Annotated in this window: 16 protein-coding genes and 1 pseudogene; 9 read left to right on the top strand and 8 right to left on the bottom strand. The window is 48.6% G+C overall.

From position 1 onward, the window contains the following. Positions 1–31 precede the first annotated feature (31 nt). The 4 genes from C8R14_RS11265 (at position 32) to C8R14_RS11245 (ending at position 5,111) form a co-directional block, all read left to right on the top strand. On the top strand, positions 32–790 hold the full coding sequence (locus C8R14_RS11265) for a lytic transglycosylase domain-containing protein (RefSeq protein ID WP_011630656.1): 759 nt from the start codon (positions 32–34) through the stop codon (positions 788–790). 2 nt (positions 791–792) lie between these two features. Then, positions 793–3,975, top strand: a complete 3,183-nt coding sequence (locus tag C8R14_RS11260) for a zincin-like metallopeptidase domain-containing protein (RefSeq protein ID WP_011630657.1) — start codon at positions 793–795, stop codon at positions 3,973–3,975. A gap of 243 nt (positions 3,976–4,218) precedes the next feature. Beyond that, positions 4,219–4,836: a ParA family partition ATPase gene (parA, locus tag C8R14_RS11250; RefSeq protein WP_011630658.1), complete on the top strand. Its 618-nt coding sequence runs from the start codon at positions 4,219–4,221 to the stop codon at positions 4,834–4,836. After that, positions 4,833–5,111, top strand: a complete 279-nt coding sequence (locus C8R14_RS11245; protein ID WP_011630659.1) for a hypothetical protein — start codon at positions 4,833–4,835, stop codon at positions 5,109–5,111. Before parA ends, C8R14_RS11245 begins: the two co-directional genes overlap by 4 nt. Positions 5,112–5,280: 169 nt before the next feature. Here the strand turns inward: C8R14_RS11245 and C8R14_RS11240 are convergent. Continuing rightward, a pseudogene (locus tag C8R14_RS11240) lies at positions 5,281–5,598 on the bottom strand (endonuclease); the annotation flags it as partial. Positions 5,599–6,043: 445 nt separating this feature from the next. On the opposite strand from C8R14_RS11240, the gene C8R14_RS11235 reads away from it, so the two are divergent. Both C8R14_RS11235 and C8R14_RS13590 read left to right on the top strand, forming a co-directional pair. After that, positions 6,044–7,495, top strand: a complete 1,452-nt coding sequence (locus tag C8R14_RS11235) for an aldehyde dehydrogenase (RefSeq protein WP_041353904.1) — start codon at positions 6,044–6,046, stop codon at positions 7,493–7,495. A gap of 112 nt (positions 7,496–7,607) precedes the next feature. After that, entirely contained in the window at positions 7,608–7,775 is a 168-nt protein-coding gene (locus C8R14_RS13590) for a hypothetical protein (protein WP_166485034.1), read from the top strand. Positions 7,776–8,387: 612 nt separating this feature from the next. Here the strand turns inward: C8R14_RS13590 and C8R14_RS11230 are convergent. Then, entirely contained in the window at positions 8,388–9,599 is a 1,212-nt protein-coding gene (locus C8R14_RS11230; RefSeq protein ID WP_011630662.1) for a hypothetical protein, read from the bottom strand. 441 nt (positions 9,600–10,040) lie between these two features. Here C8R14_RS11230 and C8R14_RS11220 point away from each other — a divergent pair, with 441 nt between their 5' ends. Both C8R14_RS11220 and C8R14_RS11215 read left to right on the top strand, forming a co-directional pair. Then, positions 10,041–10,628: a recombinase family protein gene (locus C8R14_RS11220; protein WP_041353897.1), complete on the top strand. Its 588-nt coding sequence runs from the start codon at positions 10,041–10,043 to the stop codon at positions 10,626–10,628. A gap of 4 nt (positions 10,629–10,632) precedes the next feature. Then, a complete protein-coding gene (locus tag C8R14_RS11215) occupies positions 10,633–13,566 on the top strand; it encodes a Tn3 family transposase (protein ID WP_011630618.1) in 2,934 nt (977 codons plus the stop codon). A gap of 87 nt (positions 13,567–13,653) precedes the next feature. Here the strand turns inward: C8R14_RS11215 and C8R14_RS11210 are convergent, their stop codons facing one another. The 3 genes from C8R14_RS11210 to C8R14_RS11200 are packed head-to-tail and all read right to left on the bottom strand — an operon-like array spanning position 13,654 to position 15,955. After that, complete coding sequence (locus C8R14_RS11210) at positions 13,654–14,142, bottom strand: endonuclease (RefSeq protein ID WP_011630619.1); 489 nt, start codon at positions 14,140–14,142, stop codon at positions 13,654–13,656. 57 nt (positions 14,143–14,199) lie between these two features. Continuing rightward, positions 14,200–15,099 carry an AcrVA2 family anti-CRISPR protein gene (locus tag C8R14_RS11205; protein ID WP_041353898.1) on the bottom strand — a complete coding sequence of 300 codons (900 nt, stop codon included), beginning with the start codon at positions 15,097–15,099 and terminating at the stop codon, positions 14,200–14,202. 43 nt (positions 15,100–15,142) lie between these two features. After that, positions 15,143–15,955, bottom strand: a complete 813-nt coding sequence (locus tag C8R14_RS11200; protein WP_011630621.1) for a DNA-binding protein — start codon at positions 15,953–15,955, stop codon at positions 15,143–15,145. A gap of 400 nt (positions 15,956–16,355) precedes the next feature. Between C8R14_RS11200 and C8R14_RS11195 the strand changes: the two genes are divergently transcribed. Further along, entirely contained in the window at positions 16,356–16,970 is a 615-nt protein-coding gene (locus C8R14_RS11195; protein ID WP_011630622.1) for a recombinase family protein, read from the top strand. A 385-nt stretch (positions 16,971–17,355) separates the two neighbouring features. Here C8R14_RS11195 and C8R14_RS11190 read toward each other — a convergent pair whose 3' ends face one another. The 3 genes from C8R14_RS11190 to C8R14_RS11180 form a co-directional block, all read right to left on the bottom strand. Beyond that, positions 17,356–18,717 (bottom strand): TrbI/VirB10 family protein, encoded by a 1,362-nt coding sequence (locus C8R14_RS11190; protein ID WP_041353899.1) that lies wholly within the window; start codon positions 18,715–18,717, stop codon positions 17,356–17,358. Continuing rightward, positions 18,714–19,172 carry a conjugal transfer lipoprotein TrbH gene (locus tag C8R14_RS11185; RefSeq protein ID WP_011630624.1) on the bottom strand — a complete coding sequence of 153 codons (459 nt, stop codon included), beginning with the start codon at positions 19,170–19,172 and terminating at the stop codon, positions 18,714–18,716. The genes C8R14_RS11190 and C8R14_RS11185 overlap by 4 nt, the downstream gene beginning before the upstream one ends. Next, positions 19,169–19,702 (bottom strand): TrbG/VirB9 family P-type conjugative transfer protein (locus C8R14_RS11180; RefSeq protein ID WP_110332620.1); only part of this gene is annotated, 534 nt, incomplete at its 5' end. The genes C8R14_RS11180 and C8R14_RS11185, both read right to left, overlap by 4 nt.

Raw genomic sequence — 19,702 nt, 5'->3', positions numbered from 1 at the left:
TTAAGTCATTAAGTCATTAAGTCATTAAGTCATGATTGGAATTGATTTGATATTGTCGTGCGCGCCAGCTTTTGCACCGGAAACCATTGAACAGATTATTAGAGTGGAAAGCAGTGGTAATCCTTTAGCAATCCACGTCAATAAAGGTAAGCTGGATCGAGAGCCGATCAACGTAGAAGAAGCAGTGAACTTAGCTGAATCGTATATTCAAAAAGGTTATTCAGTTGATCTTGGGTTGATGCAGGTGAATAGTAAAAATGTTGTACGGCTTGGGTACAGCATCAAGGATATGTTTGAACCCTGTAAAAACATTGCAGCGGGTGCTCGCGTTTTGTCCGAGTTTTACGCGAGAGCAAAGCCAAAACATGACAATGAGCAAGCAGCCTTGTGGGCTGCTTTGTCTGCCTACAACACAGGCAATTTCATCAACGGGTTTAGCAATGGCTACGTTGCCAAATATGGCATTAGTGTCCCCGTCGAGCTGGAACGAGTGCCAGCGATTAACCCTTACACGGCGGATACTGCCGTGATCCTTAAACCTCGAAAGGAGATAGCAATGAATGACAGCAAAGAAACGGTGATACCGGTTATCAGCCAGTCGGCAGACGATGCGGAAATCCCTGGTGTGCAGGTTGAATACACCGCCGATGCAGCAGAGGAAAACGGTGCTTTTGAAGAAACGGCATTAACGGAACAAGAAGCGTGGGCAGCTAACGCAGACCTTGTGGTTGACCCTGAAAGCACCGGAATTGTTGTTGCCGGGCAGAGCGTCAATCGCGGAGGAAACTAATCATGAAAAAAGAGTATGCGGAGGAAGTCGCCGCAAAAATTATTGAGCAGTTAGAGCAGGGCACGGCACCTTGGCAAAAACCTTGGAAGCCTGGCGAACTGACACTACCCTATAACGCCCAAACCGGCAAAGAGTATCGCGGCATAAATAGCATGTGGCTGGCAATACAGGGCCACAGTGACCCGCGTTGGATGACCTACAACCAAGCCTCAGACGCGGGCGCACAGGTGCGCAAAGGCTCTAAGGGCACCAAAATCACGTATTGGAAATTCAGAGAGGAAAGACAGGCCAAGGATGAACAAGGCCACCCAATCCGTGATGAAGAAGGCAAGCCAAAAATAATGACGGTTGAGCTTGAAAGACCGCGACTATTTCACGCTGTTGTTTTCAACGCTGAACAGATTGACGGCCTTCCACCATTGCAGCCCAAACAGGCTGAGCCAGAACCAGAGCGCCACGCTCGCGCCGAAGCTGTGCTTTTAAATTCTGGTGCCAACATTCAGCACATAGAGGGCGACCGTGCTTTTTACCGGACAAGTACAGACAGCATCACATTGCCAGCGCGTCACCAGTTCCCAACGGCTGATGCCTACTATGCAACCGCATTGCATGAGCTGGGGCACTGGACGGGGCACTCAAGCCGCCTTGATCGTGACCTATCCCATCCATTCGGATCGGAAGGGTACGCCAAGGAAGAATTGCGCGCCGAAATTGCCTCATTGATGCTTGGGGAACGCATGGACATTGGCCATGACCCCGGCCAGCACGTTGCTTATGTTGGATCGTGGATTAAGGCGCTTAAAGAAGACCCCAAAGAGATTTTTCGAGCTGCGTCCGATGCGGAAAAAATCACCGGATTTGTCATGACCTTTGAGCAGGAGCAAGAGCAGATGAAGGAGCAAGAGCAGGGCAGGGGCGATGCACAGCAACAGGAAGACACCGTGCTGGCGTTCATCACCGATGGCGACGGCATCAATCGTACGTTGCAGTTTGAGTCCACCAGCGAGGGCAGTTACATCACCTTGAAGCTGCCCGACGATCCAAACGAGTTGCGCGATCAGGCCAATCGTGGCGAGCTGCGCGCCATCCAGCAGTCAAGCAACATCGACATGGTGCCGGTCGCTGACATAGAAATCGGCTTGCGCTTCCGCGACCTGTTGCGCGACACCGCGCAGCGCGACGATGACATCGGAGCGGATGCCAAGGATGCGCTGGACTACTACGCCAATGCCTATGCCATGAACAAAACCCGTGAGGAAATGAAGAGAAACGGCGCGACCGCAGAAGACATGATCGCCGAGGAAAACAAGCATTGGTTGAAAATCGGTTTCGACATTCGCACCGGCACCGGCACCGGCACCGGCGGTGAACGGGTCTTGCTGGGTGACGCCACGCCGACCGAAACCGCCCTGATGCTGCGCTCCCTGTCGAACGGTGACCGGCCGGAAGTCATGCCCGAGCCGAAGGCCGACGACCCTGAAGTGAAGTTGCGAGCGATTTGGGACAAAGAAGGCGTACCGAAGGAAACGCAGGACGCCTTGATTGCAGAAATCGAAGCGAAAGCAAAGCCGGGCGCGAGAGTGGGGCCGTTCGTGATTCCTGGCGGTGATGCCGATGCAGCACCGGCCTCGTCTGTTCGTCACCATCCGCCGGAAAATCCCATGCCCGACCGCACTTACCTGGCTGTTCCTTACGCCGAGAAAGAGCAAGCCAAAGCGTCCGCGCAGGCGGCTGGCTTCAAGCTGCAATGGGACAAGGAAAACAAGGCATGGTTTGCGCCGGCCGGAGCCGACTTGTCGAAAATGGAGCAATGGAAGACCGACAGCGCACGGGTGCAGATACCGACGACCAAGAGCGCCGAAGACCAATTCGCAGATGCGTTGAAGGGCGCTGGCCTGATCGTGGACGGGCTGCCCGTCATGGATGGAAAGATTCATCGGGTGCCGGTGGCGGGCGACCAAGCCGGCGAATTGAGCGGCGCGTATGCCGGCCACATGGAAGGCCGTATGCCGGGCGGTTACATCCAAAACTATAAGACAGGTGAGCGCGTCAACTGGAAGGCTGAAGGCAACATTGAGAAGGCATCACCAGAAGAACGGGTAAAACTGGCAACAGAAGCAGCTCAGCGGCAGCAGCGTAGAACAAGCGAAGCGCAGGCCAAATACGAAGTCACAGCCAAAGCCGCCGCCACCTTGTGGTCAGAGTCACCGGCAGCAACGGCCCAAAACCCGTACTGCATGGCCAAGGGTATTGATAACCCCGGCGCAATGGGTTTGCGTGTTGTGCCAGATGCAGTTTCATCGCAGGCAGCAGCCTTGGGCATCAAGATTGCCAAGACTGCAAAAGAAGCCAAAGAATTGCGCGAGGCAGACCCCGACGCAAGGGTTTTTAAATCAGGTGATTTGTTGGTGCCCGGCCATGACGAAAAGGGCAAGTTATGGACGTTACAATCAGTCAATCCATACTTCAAGTCGTTCATGAAAGGTGGTCGAAAACATGGCCTGTTTACCGTTGCCGGAGCCAACCCGGGTGACAAAACAGTAGCCGAGCTTTTAGCCAGTAAAGATACGCCGATCGTGTTGGCAGAAGGGTATGCCACAGCTGATACCGTGGCCAAGCTATCAAGTCAGCCAGTCATTGTGGCGTTTGATAGTGGCAACCTAAATGCAGTGGCCGAAACCATGCGGCAGCTGTTCTCGGAACGAATCATGATCATTGCAGCAGACAACGACCACAGGGCACCAAAAGAGTTGGGGCCAGATAGCAAACCTCGCGTCAATGTGGGTTTAGAAAAAGCCAAAGAAACAGCCAAAAAGTACGGTGCTGGCGTTGCTGCCCCTCAGTTTAAGGAAGATGAAAAGGGCAGCGACTGGAATGACATAAAAGAAAATCGTGGGTTTGAAGCATCCAAAAAAATGCTTACAGAGCAGCTGGCTTTAGCAAAACGAGAGGCAGCCATTATGTCGGAGCGATTGGTAGGATTGGCCAGAACCCGAGAAATGGAAGCACGCAATAATCCGACAACATCATTGGATGATGCAGTCATAGCAGCAGAACGTGGAAAAGCAGTTTCTACGATCATTTCTTCTTTGGATAAGAAGAAAAACAGTAAAGAAGAAATGCAACAATCCAGTCATCCCCAGCGCGTGAAATCCATAATTCGAGATATTGATGCAGGTTTTTAATGATGTTTTATAGCCAACCATAACTCTGGTAGAGCAGATTTTTTTGTGTTTTGTAATGACAAGCGCTGATATTCTCAGTAATATAATTGAAACCATGAAACCATGAAACCATGAAACCATGAAACCATGAAACCATGAAACCATGAAACCATGAAACCATGAAACCATGAAACCATGAAACCATGAAACCATGAAACCATGAAACCATGAAACCATATTTATTCATGATGACATAATAACATTATGCGAAAGATTGCTTTCCTTGCTCAAAAAGGAGGGAGTGGTAAAACGACACTTGCAGTACACACTGCCGTGGCAGCAGCCGAAGCTGGAGAGACTGTTGTTGTCATCGACACTGATCCACAAAAGAGTGCCACAGTTTGGAGTAATGCTCGCGCGCAGGAGACACCTGTTGTTGCGACAGCCGCCGTTACTGATCTAGGTCGTGTGATTGAAGCCGCCAATCAGGAGCATATGACGCTGGCAATTGTTGACACTGCTCCCCATGCAGCCCCAGCTGCGACGCATATCGTTCGTGCTGTTGACTTGGTAGTTATCCCTGTTCGCCCCACAGCCTTTGACGTTGCGGCTGTCGGGAGTGCGGTTGATATTGTCAAGGCGGCAGGCGTTCGTGCAGTGTTCGTTTTGTCAGCTTGTCCGTTCCGCTCACCTGAAATTGCAGAAACTCGGATTGTATTGGCAGAGTATGGTTTGCCAGTGGCACCAACCGAAATTATTGACCGTCGCGCTTTTGCGCGTGCTATAGCTACAGGCCGATCTGTCACCGAATTTGAAAGCGATGGAAAGGCCGCAATTGAAATTTGCGCTTTTTGGACGTGGCTTAAGGAGGAATTAAAATGAGTAGTAAACCAACAGGACTTGCAGCCTTTACAAGAAAAGGAGCTGCTGATATTCAACAAACTTCAGACAATCAAGGGGGGGAATCAATAGCAAGACCCCATAAACGCGGACGAGGAAAAGGTGAAGTGGTTGCCCTGACAATTCGTTTTTCGCGCGCGGATTGGGAGCGTGTCCATCAACTTGCGGTATCTGAGGGAGTTAGTATCCAGCATTTAGCTGTTAGTGGAATATCCAAGATTTTTGAGGAAAAAGGGCTTGTTGGATTGAAGCTGTAATTGTATAGTTTCATGCAACCATGCAACCATGCAACCATGCAACCATGCAACCATGCAGTTTGTTTTTTCTATCCTTAAGGTTGTTAGTAACAATGTGGCTTCTTACGAAGTTTAATTGGTTACCTTATTTTCACCAGATGCTTGGCTTAACGATATAAATATAGATTTATCAATTTGTTTTTGGTTGTAAGGTATTCGATAAGCCTTCCCTTGAAGGTTTCTGATCCAGTTTCCAGGTTTTTTCTCCAGTAACGTAGCGGTTATGGTGCCACATGAGCTTCGCAATACGGTTATCCAGTTCTCTTTCCCATGTGGTCACTGGAAATTGATGATCCCATGCCATGAGAACGCGTTGCTGGGCTTTTGACATGGATAGTCCATAGCGGTCGTACATATAGAAGGTTACCCGTGCAACAAAACCTTTTATTTTGTCCCTTGGTTCTGTCGTTCGCTCCTTAAAATCTGTGCGGGTTGTACACTGACCATACTGATTGGGGTAAACCCAACAGTTGTGTCACTAGCCGCCATTTCGCTGAGTTTTACTTAATATTCATTGGGTTATGAATCTATAGTTTGTCGAAAATTTCCTACAATGGAAATTGTGCAGTCATATCCCAGTTCTCTTAACTGGACTGTCCCGTTTCAGTAGACCACATCAGTGGTTCGTGAGATCGCAAAATCCAGTGATAACACCTATGGCATCCGCCGGATAAAGTAGGCGGAGTTACCCAGTCAAAAAACCTTGACCACGTCATAACAGAGAATGCTCATAATCGAGTGTCAAGGTTTCCATTTTCGATACCTCACTGCGGTGCTTATTGTGCTCTAATAGGGATTTCTTTTAGCGCAGAGTGATGCTGGCCTTGCTGTTACCAAAGGAATTGTTGTAATGAGCAGGCAGTTTCATTCTAGAGGATCGAGGAGGGACTTCCGTGATTGAGCAACCCATGCTGATTGGCGGGCAGAGTGCACAAGCTAGTAACGGTGCCACATTTGAACGCAGAAATCCGCTGGATGGCAGCGTGGCTACACGCGCACCAGCGGCCACCGCTGATGATGCCGTACGGGCCGTTGAGGCGGCCCAGGCCGCTTTCCCCGCATGGGCCGCCTTGGGCCCTACGCAACGGCGTCAGATGCTGATGAAGGCCTCCCAAGCCCTGGCCGCCAAGGCTGATGCCTTTGCTGCTGCGATGGCGACAGAAACAGGAGCTTCCGACGTCTGGGCCAGCTTCAACGTCGACCTATCAGCTAATATGCTGCTGGAGGCGGCTTCGCTGACCACGCAGATCAACGGTGAATTGATCCCTTCGGACATACCGGGCAATGTGGCGATGGCCGTGCGACAGCCTGCTGGAGTGGTGCTGGGCATCGCGCCGTGGAACGCCCCCATCATTCTAGCCACGCGGGCCATTGCCACGCCGCTGGCGTGTGGCAATACTGTGGTACTCAAGAGTTCGGAACTATGTCCTGCCACGCACGGCTTGATCATCGAAGCACTGCAAGAAGGTGGCTTACCCCTGGGCGTGGTGAACTTTGTCACCAATGCGCCGGAGGATGCTGGTATTGTGGTGGAGGCTATGGTGGCGCATCCGGCCGTCCGCCGTGTGAACTTTACTGGTTCAACTCGCGTAGGTCGTATTATCGGCCAGACCTGTGCAAAACACCTTAAACCCGCGATTCTAGAGCTGGGCGGCAAAGCACCTTTCCTGGTGCTGGACGATGCGGACATCGATGCAGCAGTGGCTGGCTGCACCTTTGGCGCGTTTTCCAACTCAGGACAGATCTGCATGTCTACCGAGCGCATTATTGTTGATGAAGCCGTCGCTGAGGAGTTCTTGACCAAGCTGGTGGCACGCGCTAGCACGCTACCGCTGGGCGACCCGCGCCAAGGACCGGTGGTGCTAGGATCTGTAGTGGATATGACCACCGTACACCGAGTTAATGAACTCATCGACGATGCCGTGACTAAGGGCGCAAAGATTCTGTGCGGCGGCAAAGCCAGTGACACCCTGATGCCCGCCACCTTGCTGGATTGCGTGACACCCGAGATGCGCATTTTTCGCGAGGAGACTTTCGCCCCTGTCAAGGCTATCGTACGCGTGCGTGGTGAAGAGCAAGCCATTGCCATGGCCAACGACAATGAGTTTGGCCTGGCATCAGCCATCTATACCAGAGATGCTGCACGCGGCTGGCGCATGGCGGCACGCATCGAGGCAGGTATTTGCCATATCAACGGCCCCACCGTTCACGACGAGGCACAGATGCCTTTCGGCGGCATGAAGAACTCGGGCTATGGCCACTTTGGCGGCCAGGCCGGTATCGATGCTTTTACCGATAGGCGCTGGATCACTGTACAGACGCAGCTGCGTGAGTATCCTTTCTGATATTTAAGGAGCAAGTAAGTCCCACCAAAACAAAAATTTAAGGAGCAAGTAAGTCCCACCAAAACAAAAAAGAGGAAATTGCACAAGCAAAAATCTACCCAGGATATAAATATTGAGCGTGCTATCACAAGTGGAAGGGCAGTTTAAAACGGATGTAGATATAATAAAATTGTATTTTGAAGCCTACACGGAAGAAGATCTGGGAGATGACAGTCTCATTCGTGCTGCATTGGGTGATATTGCCTGCATCTGCGGAATGACCTGGCTCACTCACTTATGAAACTGGCCTGGTACGCCGATTTGCGTGTCATTCAACGCCTGTGCATGGTCAGGATCAGATTCAGGAAAATAACAAGCGTTATTGATTCGGCTCGCAATCCGTTCCAGGTAATTCAATCCTGACAGCAAGGGTAGCAAAGGCACTGGACATAAAAAGGCTATAACAGTTACAGCTTTTTTTATGTATTGCTAACCGTATTTAACAAAATACCAGCTTAGCGTACGATTTTTTCCGTTTTCTGGGACGACCCCAGTTACATCGTTCTGCAAGATTCAGTTCCGAACCTAATATTACGTTTGAGCGTACATCGCTCTCTTTCTTACGCAACGGAAGATATCTTGGTTTAATTGTGCCATCAGCGTTAATTCCAGAGGCTCGAAACATAGTCATCAACCCAAATCATTCAATGATGAAAGAAGTTACGATTGAGATTACCCGTGATTTTACATTCGATTCCAGGCTTCGTCCTTGACTGCTTTTTTATTCTAAGAAAGCTAAAATTCTCCTTGGTTAAAAGATGCAAGGTTTTTCGCGCGAACTGAGAAAATATCAACCGTTGTTGCCCCTCAGTTTAAGTTCTGATTTTTTCAATAACCTCATTTGCTGACTATTTCAGATCGCCTCTTCCAGATAAATCACCACATACTCCCTGTTATCAGTGACCTGCTTTTCATAGTCATTTACCTTGAAGGCGGATCCTTCTGGGAAGGTGTATTCAATTTTATTGACTTCATTAGATAAAGACGTGATATAGGCGCACTGGGTCCAAACATCACTGCCAGGTAAGGGCTTGATCCTGACGATAATGCCGTTAGAGTAGCGCCGGGCATCTTCCAGAGAATCTGTAAAGCTCATGACGGATTTCAGGTTGATGACTGATCCTGGTTGCATGAAGCCAGCCAAGGCCTGCTCAACTGGCATCCCCATGGGGCTTCCCTCGGGGCCATTATTACCCGGGTATTGCAGGAAATAAGTGGCCAAGGCCTCTGGTCCCAGGTTCGAGACATCCACCTGGCCACTATAAAGTTCCGGCTTGGAAAGCACACTGGTTCTGGGCATGGACTGCATGGCGGCTGTGGTCACCCGCCCCAGGGCATCCAGATACTGGATTAGGGGCTGCTTGATGTTGGGATATTGAGCAGCTATCCCTTCCTGGTATGGCTCAGATATTGGATCCATCATCATCGAATGCATGAAGACTTTGTCTGCTGGTGTATAGGGAGCCCAGGAGGTTGTCGATATTGCCTTAATGATGTCATCATCGGAGGCAGGGCTGCCAGGCAATGCGGTGTAGCGGTAGAAGTGGAAGATATCCAGCCGAAAGAAGTCGGCCGTCGTCCAGTCATAAATACTTAAAGCCAAGGTTCTAGCAAAGAGACTAGATCCAAAATACTGCTTGGCCAACGGTTCCACTGCTGAGAAAGGCCGTTGGTTACCAGTAACGCTTTGGTAAGGGATGAGGCGGCGGGCTTCCATCTCCCTGATCAGATCCACATCGCGTGGTGAGACATCCGGTACGGACTTAAGATGGCTTCCTACCTGGTTGCCATCGCCCGTTACCTGAAATCGTCCGTCGGACCGGACAGTGATGCTTGGGGCGCCCTCGCCATCGTACCAGTAGATCTCCCCATTGAAGCGCAGCTGCCAGTAATGGGGGCCACCGGACTGATGGCTCGTATCGGTAATATCCAGAAATCCCAGGTGGCCAACTGCCATTCTGACACTGCTGCCTGCAGGACCTCGGCGAGCCAAGATTGGCAGCCCATCACTCATGGTAACCTCAATACCAGGAGTTTCAACGGTAACGTTTTGTATTGACCACATAAAGATCTCCTTAATTTGATAAATAGACACCAAGTGCAAAACTGGATTTAACACTTTGCGATGGAGGAGCGGCTTGTCCTTGCCGAGAATGGCTGAACCGATTTAAATGATCAACTCGTCCAGCAAGTCGGCATCATAGAATTGGTCAGCGAGATCACATCAAACTATCCAGATATTTTTAATGCCAGCAGCAACCCGAATTTCAGCATGGACAAGATCCACATCTTCATTAACGGCATATTGGCGCCTTCTCAATAGGGGTAGATCAGGCAGTTGTGTCACCAGCCGCCAGTTGGACAATTTGAATACCGGAAAACACATGTTATCCGACACTAAATTGCCCATCTAAAAATTACCGTTTGAATAAGCCCCAGAAATAAGCGAAAAACCCTGTCGGAATGAGATAACATACGGAAACTAATTCTGGTAGGTTTTTCGGTTATGTTGATAGGCTACATGCGTGTTTCATCGGAATCGGATCGGCAAAGCACCAATTTGCAGCGCGATGCATTGCTTGCTGTCGGGGTTGATACCCGGCATTTATTTGAAGACCATGCTTCCGGAGCAAAGGATGACCGGGCAGGTTTGGCAAAGGTGCTTGAATTTGTCCACCCTGGTGATGTGCTTGTGGTATGGAAACTGGATCGGCTGGGCCGGTCGTTGTCGCATCTGCTGGAAATCGTAAACACCCTTAAGCATAAACAAGTCGCCTTCCGATCTCTAACCGAAGGCATGGATACCACCACTCCATCCGGTGAACTTCTGTTCCACGTATTCGGTGCACTTGCCCAGTATGAAAGAGCTTTGATTCAAGAGCGGATCGTTGCCGGGTTAACCGCCGCCAGACGGCGTGGACGAATAGGCGGGCGTCCGCAAGCGATCACCGGCGAAAAACTCGACGCGATTATTGCCGTACTGAATGGCGGCATGTCCAAGGCAGCAGTTTGCCGGAATTTTGGCGTTAAACGCACGACCTTAATTGATACATTGACCAGAGTCGGCTGGCCTGCTTCATATAAGGACCAGTAACGCTATGGGTGACAGATGGGCATTGACGACCGAGGAACAAGCGCTGGTATTGACTAAGCGCCAAGCCAATCGGTTGGCATACGCCTTTTTTCTGGTCTACTTTCGTGAATATGGCAAATTTCCACGGAATACAACTGAAGTCGATGAACCGCTGATCGTTATTTTGTGTAAACAACTCGGCTGGCCCGAGGTAGACACAGATAGCGTGTTTCAAATCTCGGATCGAACCTTAGAACGATTAAGAACTGAGATACGCGCACGCTTTGGATTCCGGGAGGCGACGGTTGCCGACGCCGACATGCTTGAGGAATGGCTACAAGTGAATGTTGCACCGAATGCCGGGGGCGAAATTGATGCCATGCTGGAACGGCTACATGCCCATTGCAAAGCACTCCGCATCGAGCCGCCCACGCAGGAACGGTCCGAACGGATTGCGAAGGCCGCCTTACGTACTTATGAAGAACGGTTCTGTGCCGAAATCTTCGCAAAATTATCCGACACAACACGCGCAAAGCTCGATAGCTTGTTAAAACCCAACGATAGCAATATAACTGAATATGATTCAATTCATACGTTTAATTTCGCGCCGGCCATGCTGTTAAAACTTTGTAGCAATCCTGGTCGCCCCAGTCTTGCAAGCATGCAGGAAGAATTGGATAAGCTGACTTTAATTCGGCAAATTGAGCTACCGGAAAATTTGTTCGGCAATGTTGCCAGCAGCGATCTTGAACGCTATCGTCGGCGTGTAGCGGTTCAGGAGCCGCATGAATTACGGCGCCTTGCTGAAGCCACACGCATGACCTGGTTGGCCGCCTTCGTTTATCTTCGCGGCCGCGGCCTTATCGATGATTTAGTCGATACGCTGATTGAGACTATTCACCAGATCGGCGCCCGTGCCGAGCGCAAAGTCGAAAAGGAATTGTTAGATGATCTTAAGCGTGTATCCGGTAAGCAAAATTTGCTGTTTGAGATGGCGGACGCCTCATTGTCCAATCCTGACGGCGTAGTTAGAGACGTGGTTTTCCCGGTGGTAGGTGAACAAAAGCTACGCGATTTAGTGAAAGAATGGAAAGCCACCGGCCCGGCTTATCGACTGACATTACGAACCGTAATACGCAATTCTTATAAAGGACACTATCGCCGCATGGTGCCAAAAATGCTTCAAGCGCTGGCATTTCGCTCGAACAACAAACACCATCAACCAGTGATGGATGCTCTGGATTTGGTTAAGCAGTATGCTGACAGCAAAGTTCATATTTATCCCTCGGATGCTGATGTTCCCCTTAATGGTGTTGTCAGTGATTTGTGGCGTGATGCCATAGTGGAGAAAGACGCCAAGGACAGAAACAGAGTCAACCGCGTCACGTACGAAATCGCAGTGTTAGAGGCTTTGCGCGAACGTCTGCGTTGCAAAGAAATTTGGGTTGTCGGTGCCAACCGTTACCGCAATCCGGATGAGGATTTACCTCAGGATTTTGAGCAGAACCGGGAGGAGCATTATGCGGCGCTAGATTTGCCGCAAGATGTGGATCAATTTATAGCTGATTTGCAAGCGGACATGCGCGAAGCACTGGAGACCCTTAATGCCGGAATAATAAAGAATCCGTATGTCAGGCTCAATTCCAAAAATAGCGGCTGGATTAGCTTATCGCCGCTGGAGGCACTTCCTGACCCGCCAACGTTAACGGTGCTCAAAACTGAGCTCAATACCATGTGGCCGATGACTAATCTACTTGATATGGTGAAAGAGGCCGATTTGCGGTTGGGCTTTACTTATGTATTGAAAAGTCCAACATCCTATGAATCGATGGATCGGGCACTTTTGCAGCGGCGCTTACTGCTTTGCGTACATGGCTTAGGTACTAATGCCGGACTACAACGCATGGCCAGCCTGGGTTCGGGAACCTCGGCCAAAGACTTGGCCTATGTACGCCGCCGCTATCTTAATGTCGACAGCATGCGTAGCGCCATAGCAATGATAACCAATGGCACTCTGCATGTCCGTGATCCGGCCATATGGGGAAGCGATACCACGGCTTGCGCTTCGGACTCCAAGCATTTCGGCGCATGGGATCAAAACCTCACCACGCAGTGGCATGTACGCTATGGCGGTCGTGGCGTGATGATTTATTGGCATGTCGAGCGCAATTCGCTTTGCATACACTCACAATTGAAATCGCCATCATCATCTGAGGTAGCGTCGATGATTGAAGGCGTCATCCATCACTGCACGGAAATGGAGGTCGATCGCCAATACGTCGATTCCCACGGACAAAGCACCGTTGCTTTTGCATTTTGTCGGTTGCTGGGATTCCAGCTGATGCCACGGTTAAAAAATATCTACGCGCAAAAACTGTCCAGGCCGGAAACAGGCATGCCCAATGCCTATGAAAACCTGCAACTGATTCTGACCAAACCTATTAACTGGGATGAAATTCGGCGGCAGTATGACCAAATCGTTAAATACACCACAGCGCTACGCCTAGCTACGGCGGAGACCGAGGCCATATTAAGACGGTTTACCAAAAAAAATTTACAGCATCCAACGTACAAGGCGCTGGCTGAATTGGGCAAAGCGGTCAAAACTGTTTTTCTTTGCCGTTACTTGCACTCCGAAGAATTACGCCGGGAAATTAACGCCGGATTGAATGTTATCGAACAATGGAATGGAGCAACAGATTTTGTATTCTTCGCCCGGCGCGGAGAAATGTCAAGCAACCGCAAAGAAGATCATGAAATCAGCATGTTGTCGTTACATCTTATCCAAAATTGCATGGTATACATCAATACGCTGATGATTCAAAAAATACTGGCTCAACCGCATTGGCAAGGTCGAATGACGCCGCGGGACTATGCTGCGTTAACGCCATTGATTTGGGAGCATGTTAATCCGTATGGACGATTTGACTTGGATATGACTGCACGACTTCCTTTGTAGGAAGTTTTCGACAAACCATAGATTCATAACTCAATGAATATTAAGTAAAACTCAGCGAAATGGCGGCTAGTGACACAACTGTTGGGTTTACCCCTGATTGGGCGTTGTCCGGGCAACCATGCCGTACATGAAATTGCTTCTGTCCCCATTAACTTCACCAATCACTGGAGCCAGATTAAACAAATCAGCTTCCATTACTCGGAAAACTGGATCTGTCTTGGTACAATTTTCTCTGCCCCCTTTTTGCCAGCATTGGTGCTGATGCCCTATTACCCAAGCTGGAACAATATGCTCCCACTCAATACGTGCTGCACGGTCAGCATTTTTACGTGGTACGTATCCACATGACTCCAGATCTACCCTGCCCCCTGATTTGCCTGCCCATTCCCATTTGCAGCCACAATACAGCGTTCCATGATCGGAGAGGTTCTGGTCGTGATAGATGTGCTGACGCGCCTGGACTTTTGCTTCTCCGAAATATTGTGGAGCTGCGTAGGCAGAAAAATAAAAAAAGATACCCAGAACAGTAAAGCAGACAAACAGTAACTTCCCCCAGGTATTCTCTGTTTTCATCATTTTTTTGGTGCCCGTTTCAATTATTTTTCTCTCCCTGATAACGGCAGAAGCGCATCTTTATTCTATTTTAAGTATGGGGTGATTTTGCCCAGCTACTACCAGTGGAGAAATCCAGCGATAAGAAAATCTGCGCTTGGATATTTTTGGTCCAATCCAGTAACCATGCCAATGCCCGCGCCGTAAATGGGTGCGAACTTTTTTTCCAGTTGGTTCATCGCTATTATTCTCCGCCAACCTTAACTGCTCTCCTATCATTGTCCCTACGCTCCAAAATTGTGACTTTTCTGCTGGAAACAAACGCCAACCCTTTTTGGTTTTCACAGGAACAGGATGCGATGGTATCGTGCCAGGCACACGATTATTATCTACCTCTGGTGAATCGGAGCAGAGATACAGTAGTACCGATATGATCGGGTTTATTTCTTCTGAAATCGCTTTCGTAAGCTCTACTGGCAAATCAGCCTGTTTCTTTGCTTCCGAGATCATTTTTTCCACGGATTCGTAAATTGTCCAGTTTCCGAGGTGTAATGGAATTGGTATTAAGCCGCTTTTGCAATCCAGCAAGAATCTCAGTTCAGTGCGCTTTGCTTTTTTGTCCCACTCCAGGTGTGCCCAGAACCCAAAAAGAGATTCTCCCATCCATTGTGATTCTGGTATTTCAATGTAGATGCTCCATTCAGGGAGCCGGTAAAAAACTTCAGAAGGTAAGATACTCGAAATCGGACTAGCGATAAGCGCGGTAAATAAATCCTCATTTATCTGATATATGCCTTGGCTGTATCGCCATGTGCCGATCGCAGCAAGCTTGGCAGCGTTGCTTACCTGCTCTATAAGAGCATTATGAGGATACTGTTCAAATTCTATTTCCAGCCAATCATTCAGTGATAAAAAACACCAGTTTGGCAGCTCCCTCTGGCTGCGGAATTTATTTACGAGCGTAGTCAGATCCGGATACATGCGGCTAACTACATGTAGATGTTTAATAGCACGATGATGCGTGTTATTCGGTAGCATTATTTATTTTAGGAAACCGGGTAAGCAAAGCATTCAATTGTGTTTGTGTTGCCTCAAGCTGTCCAGCCAATCCTGCTGCTCGTTCTCTGGCTTCTGCTGCCTGTCTGATTGCGTTATCCCGCTCATCTTGGATTCTAGCCATCCGCTCTGCAAGTCGGAATGATTCAGCTGCTACCTGCTTCCTCTGTTCTTGGTGAGCGTGTTCCATGCTTTCAATTTTTCCGATAGCCTGCTGATTCTCTGTGCGTAGCCGGTCAATATCCTGGTGCGCCCTGTCCAGCTCTGCACGAAGATCAGTGGCACGACGCTCGACTTCAGTAATCCTGGCTTCTGCCTTATCCGATCTGCTTATAGAATCAGCCAGTTCTAATGTCTGCTTTTCATTCAATACTTTTGCTTTCTCAAGTTCATCGTTTGCACGCTCTATAGCTTCAGCCTGTTTATCAAATGCCTCCGATAGTTGTTCTGATAGCTCGATAAGATCGGTTCTTTCGGCTTCAAACGTTGCTCGTGCAGCTTCCAGGCTGTTATTTACCAGCTGTAATGCAGTTGCCCACAGACTCTGCCCCATTTCCTGCAATACCACCTGTAAATCAGCTGGTATTGGCTCTCTAATGGTTTGTATCTGTTTACGTTGCAGTTGCCGCCATTCTTTCATGACTTCCGCAACGGTGTTCATGCCAGCCCGGCTCAGTTGGCGTACATCCTCAATACGTGGATATTCCCCATCTTTGCTCGCTGCATACAGTTCGTCTGCTGCCGTAAAGATGCGCTCTTTTATTTCCTGATTAATTGTCATGGTTGAAGGTTTTTATAATAATAGTAGTAATATTACTACTATTATTATTACTTTTCTACTTAAAAGAAGATTTGGGGCAGGAATCTGTTTGTTCACGAATAGTGCCCAATGCTTAGGCGATGGATCAAAGCCTTAGTATCAAACAGAAAATACAGTTTAATCTGAATCTTACCCACAGAATTTGTGGATAAGTGTCCGGATGGATTACACCAGAACACTGGAACAGTTGCGCGCCGCCTTTGCTAAGGAAAGCATCCCCTCGGAATTTTTGTCACATTATTAGCCTAATAAACCCTTTGTGTGTCTTAGACAGAGTGACGGGTTAAGTGACAATTTTTGACGGTTATAAATTTCTTATTCATACTGTCACATAATCGAACGTATATGTGACAGGTGAAAAATGCTGATTGGCTACATGCGAGTATCGAAGGCAGATGGATCTCAAGCTACGGATTTGCAGCACGATGCACTGATCGCTGCTGGGGTCGATCCGTCCCATCTGTATGAAGATCAGGCTTCAGGCAAACGTGAGGATCGTCCTGGTCTGGCAAACTGCCTGAAAGCATTAAGGAGTGGCGACACACTGCTTATCTGGAAACTGGATAGGCTTGGGCGAGATCTGCGCCATCTGATCAATACCGTACACGACCTTACCACACGCGGTATTGGCCTCAAGGTGCTAAGCGGACACGGTGCAGCCATCGACACCACGACTGCTGCCGGCAAACTGGTTTTTGGGATATTTGCAGCGCTGGCCGAATTCGAGCGGGAACTGATTGCGGAACGCACCAAAGCCGGCCTGGCTTCAGCCCGGGCACGCGGCAGAAAAGGCGGGCGCCCTTTCAAGATGACTGCTGCCAAGTTGCGTTTGGCATTGGCTGCAATGGGTCAGCCAGAAACCAAGGTGAGTGATTTGTGCCAGGAACTTGGTATCACACGACAAACGCTGTATAGGCATCTTTCACCAAAAGGTGAGCTGCGCGAGGATGGAAAAAGATTGCTATCCGGGCAATAGATCGGTGAAAGTGCTGTTTAAAGAAAGTAAAGAAAGAGAGAAAATAGCCGTTAATGCCATTTAATAAACATGATCGCATGGTCGTATCTATTTATTAAATTGTCTGCTTAACTATTAACTTATTTAAATACATCAATTTAACTAAAATTAAATAGTACCAACTCCAAGATTATTGGACAAAATGTCTTATATATTGCGTTAGATGCGTGGTTAGCGCGCCGACCACGAGCACATCTCTATCTATGGCGTATTAACTAAGGAGCACGGTATGGCACGACGAGACAGGAGCGACCAGACAGTTGGCGCACATGAAAAGAAGCATGATCTCCCCCCCGGAACCATCCGCAACCCTGAGGGCTTATCCCGAACTCAGGTTAAGCACGAATTAACGCATGGATAGTGGGTGCCCTGTCCATGGTGGCAAGATAATATCTTTTGTAATCATTACGTTGAATGTATAGCCTGGCCTGACTTCCAGTGTTGGCTGGATGTTCATGTTTCTTTGAGCCATTCTCATACCGATCTGCCCCATTTGTTGCCCAAGAGCCCCAGCAACTATTTGCTGGCTGCTATATGAATTGTTGTTTGTTGATTTTGGCTGGGATAACTGTATGCCAGCGGTGAATACAGACAACAGAATTCCGTGTCCGAATAGCCGCCAGTAATGATTATTGACCTGATCGTTAAAACCGGCATAGCCAGCAACATCACTACCTGGCATTCTATCCAGAGAAATTGAAGATCCATCCGGATAAATAATCCGCTCCCAACCAACTAACGCTCTTTCCTGTCCCAACGTTACATTACTGTCATAGATCCCAACTAAACGCGCACCTGCCGGAATCAGGAGAGTATTTCCAGTTGCACTGTCATAAACATTTTCTCGGACTTGAGCGATGATTTGACCAGGCAAGTCGCTATTCAAACCGGAGATCATTACTCCTGGAATGATTGTGCCAGCCTTAACTTCTCTTGACGCTGCAACGGCAGCCCTGCGTTGATGCTGCAAATAAGTTATTGCTTCCGGTGTATTGGATAAAAATGCCTGTTTCTCAAGCTGTCGGTTATCTGAGGCCATGCTTGTATTAATTATTCCAGAATTACTGCCCAGACCCCCTATTCCCGCATTCAAGCCATACAATGAATCATCTGTTTCGTTCTCATTTATGCCGTTATTGGCTATTACCTGCTTCTCAGCCATTGCAGCGTTATTTATAGCCGTACGTATCGGAGCCAGCGGATCATTATTCGCTATATTCGTAGTGTCATTCCGGGTTGATCTCACAGAAAAGTTCTGTGCCTGGCTTTCTGAACTAAGTGCAGATTCCAGTTGTGCCAGCTTTCGTTCTTCGATGCGCTGAATAGTGCGCCGCCTATTTTCCGATTCTTCCAGCTCTGATTGAAGTGGAGATGGCGTGTTTGTACCTTCTGTCGGAATTCCTGTGCTTCCCATCTCAATGGGCAGAGGCTCAGGGGGTGAATAATCACCAGGCTTTACTGGAGGGAGAGAGATCTCTGTAACAGGAGGTTGTGGGCCTTCAGCTACTTTACTCATATTTTGATTCTGACGATCATAGAATGTGTAAACAATACCCAATACAGATATTGAAACAATTCCACCGACAATAAATAGTGGCAGGCGATTCATTCGTCGCACACCCTTGCCCCGTGTTGGTGTTGCCAGATAATCAGGAGACTCAACAGGCGTTGTATCAGGTGATGGCTGCTCAAATGAATTATTGTTCACTCAGTCCTCACAGTGAATGGATGTTCAGTAATCAACGACCCGGCCGTATCACGCGGATAATAACGAGAGGCTTCATTTTGCTCGTATTGTAAGCGCAATACGATTCCATTCCTGAAAGGGAATGCCAGGTAGCGCAGAGCGGTGCCTTTCTCCTCTGTCTGGGCAGAATCGGTCTTGGCTTTTATTTCTGTCACCCCGTAGCCATGTACCCGTAATTTCTCTATTAATAGAGGGGTTAATACATCCGCTTGCCCCTGTTTTTGAGACGGAGCTTCAAGTATCAATGTTGTACTGGCAGGAGGGAGTGGTTTTTCAAGGTAAGAAATGATGTCATTTGTTAGTATTTCTGCATCAACCTGTGTAATTTCCTTGGCCACAAATGATGTCGTGCCAGATGTGGCACAAGCAGTTATAACCAGAGATATTATTAACAGCATAAAGATACGCAAATTCATTTGCTGCCCTCTTTACGGATAATTTCGACTTTGGTTTGTGACAATCCGACACCAACAATAAGAGCCGCGCGATCCAGTACCTTGTCTACTACATAGCGATCCCCAATCAGACGGTAGTTAACCAGCTCTTCATCGCCAGAATTACCGAGTGACAGTAATGCAGGAGATTCGTTGAAATGTGTTGACGGAAACTGGATATAAGTTTTAATGCCATCCGTATAAATACGAACGGGCTTCCATGATGGATTGTCACCACTCAGGTTATAGTTAAAATCAAGGGCAGCAAGATTCTGGCCGGTCGCAGGCATTGTGTTCGTTTGAACAACCTGTGTTTTACGCAGATGATAAGCAGCCCACTCTCTTTGAATATCATCGGGGTAATCAAAAGATAGTATTGGCATCCAGTCATTTTTTGTACTGGCTAACTTGATCGTATAGGTGTAATAGCTCGCGTTTGAAACTGGCTCTGCTCGCATTTGACGCATTTTCTGGCTCACAATAACTGCAAATGAAAAGCTGTTCATGCTCAC

Origin of the sequence: Nitrosomonas eutropha, from assembly GCF_003201195.1 — a bacterium.
Taxonomy (GTDB): domain Bacteria; phylum Pseudomonadota; class Gammaproteobacteria; order Burkholderiales; family Nitrosomonadaceae; genus Nitrosomonas; species Nitrosomonas eutropha.
The sequence above is the reverse complement of the archived record's forward strand: the minus strand, read 5'-3'. Positions and strand labels throughout refer to the sequence as shown.

What these genes read in the sequence shown, in the direction of transcription:
- C8R14_RS11265 (WP_011630656.1), top strand. Translation starts at nt 32, where the DNA reads ATGATTGGAATTGATTTGATATTGTCGTGCGCGCCAGCTTTTGCACCG.
- C8R14_RS11260 (WP_011630657.1), top strand. Translation starts at nt 793, where the DNA reads ATGAAAAAAGAGTATGCGGAGGAAGTCGCCGCAAAAATTATTGAGCAG.
- parA (WP_011630658.1), top strand. Translation starts at nt 4,219, where the DNA reads ATGCGAAAGATTGCTTTCCTTGCTCAAAAAGGAGGGAGTGGTAAAACG.
- C8R14_RS11245 (WP_011630659.1), top strand. Translation starts at nt 4,833, where the DNA reads ATGAGTAGTAAACCAACAGGACTTGCAGCCTTTACAAGAAAAGGAGCT.
- C8R14_RS11230 (WP_011630662.1), bottom strand. Translation starts at nt 9,599, where the DNA reads ATGTGGTCAATACAAAACGTTACCGTTGAAACTCCTGGTATTGAGGTT.
- C8R14_RS11220 (WP_041353897.1), top strand. Translation starts at nt 10,041, where the DNA reads ATGTTGATAGGCTACATGCGTGTTTCATCGGAATCGGATCGGCAAAGC.
- C8R14_RS11215 (WP_011630618.1), top strand. Translation starts at nt 10,633, where the DNA reads ATGGGTGACAGATGGGCATTGACGACCGAGGAACAAGCGCTGGTATTG.
- C8R14_RS11210 (WP_011630619.1), bottom strand. Translation starts at nt 14,142, where the DNA reads ATGATGAAAACAGAGAATACCTGGGGGAAGTTACTGTTTGTCTGCTTT.
- C8R14_RS11205 (WP_041353898.1), bottom strand. Translation starts at nt 15,099, where the DNA reads ATGTATCCGGATCTGACTACGCTCGTAAATAAATTCCGCAGCCAGAGG.
- C8R14_RS11200 (WP_011630621.1), bottom strand. Translation starts at nt 15,955, where the DNA reads ATGACAATTAATCAGGAAATAAAAGAGCGCATCTTTACGGCAGCAGAC.
- C8R14_RS11195 (WP_011630622.1), top strand. Translation starts at nt 16,356, where the DNA reads ATGCTGATTGGCTACATGCGAGTATCGAAGGCAGATGGATCTCAAGCT.
- C8R14_RS11185 (WP_011630624.1), bottom strand. Translation starts at nt 19,172, where the DNA reads ATGAATTTGCGTATCTTTATGCTGTTAATAATATCTCTGGTTATAACT.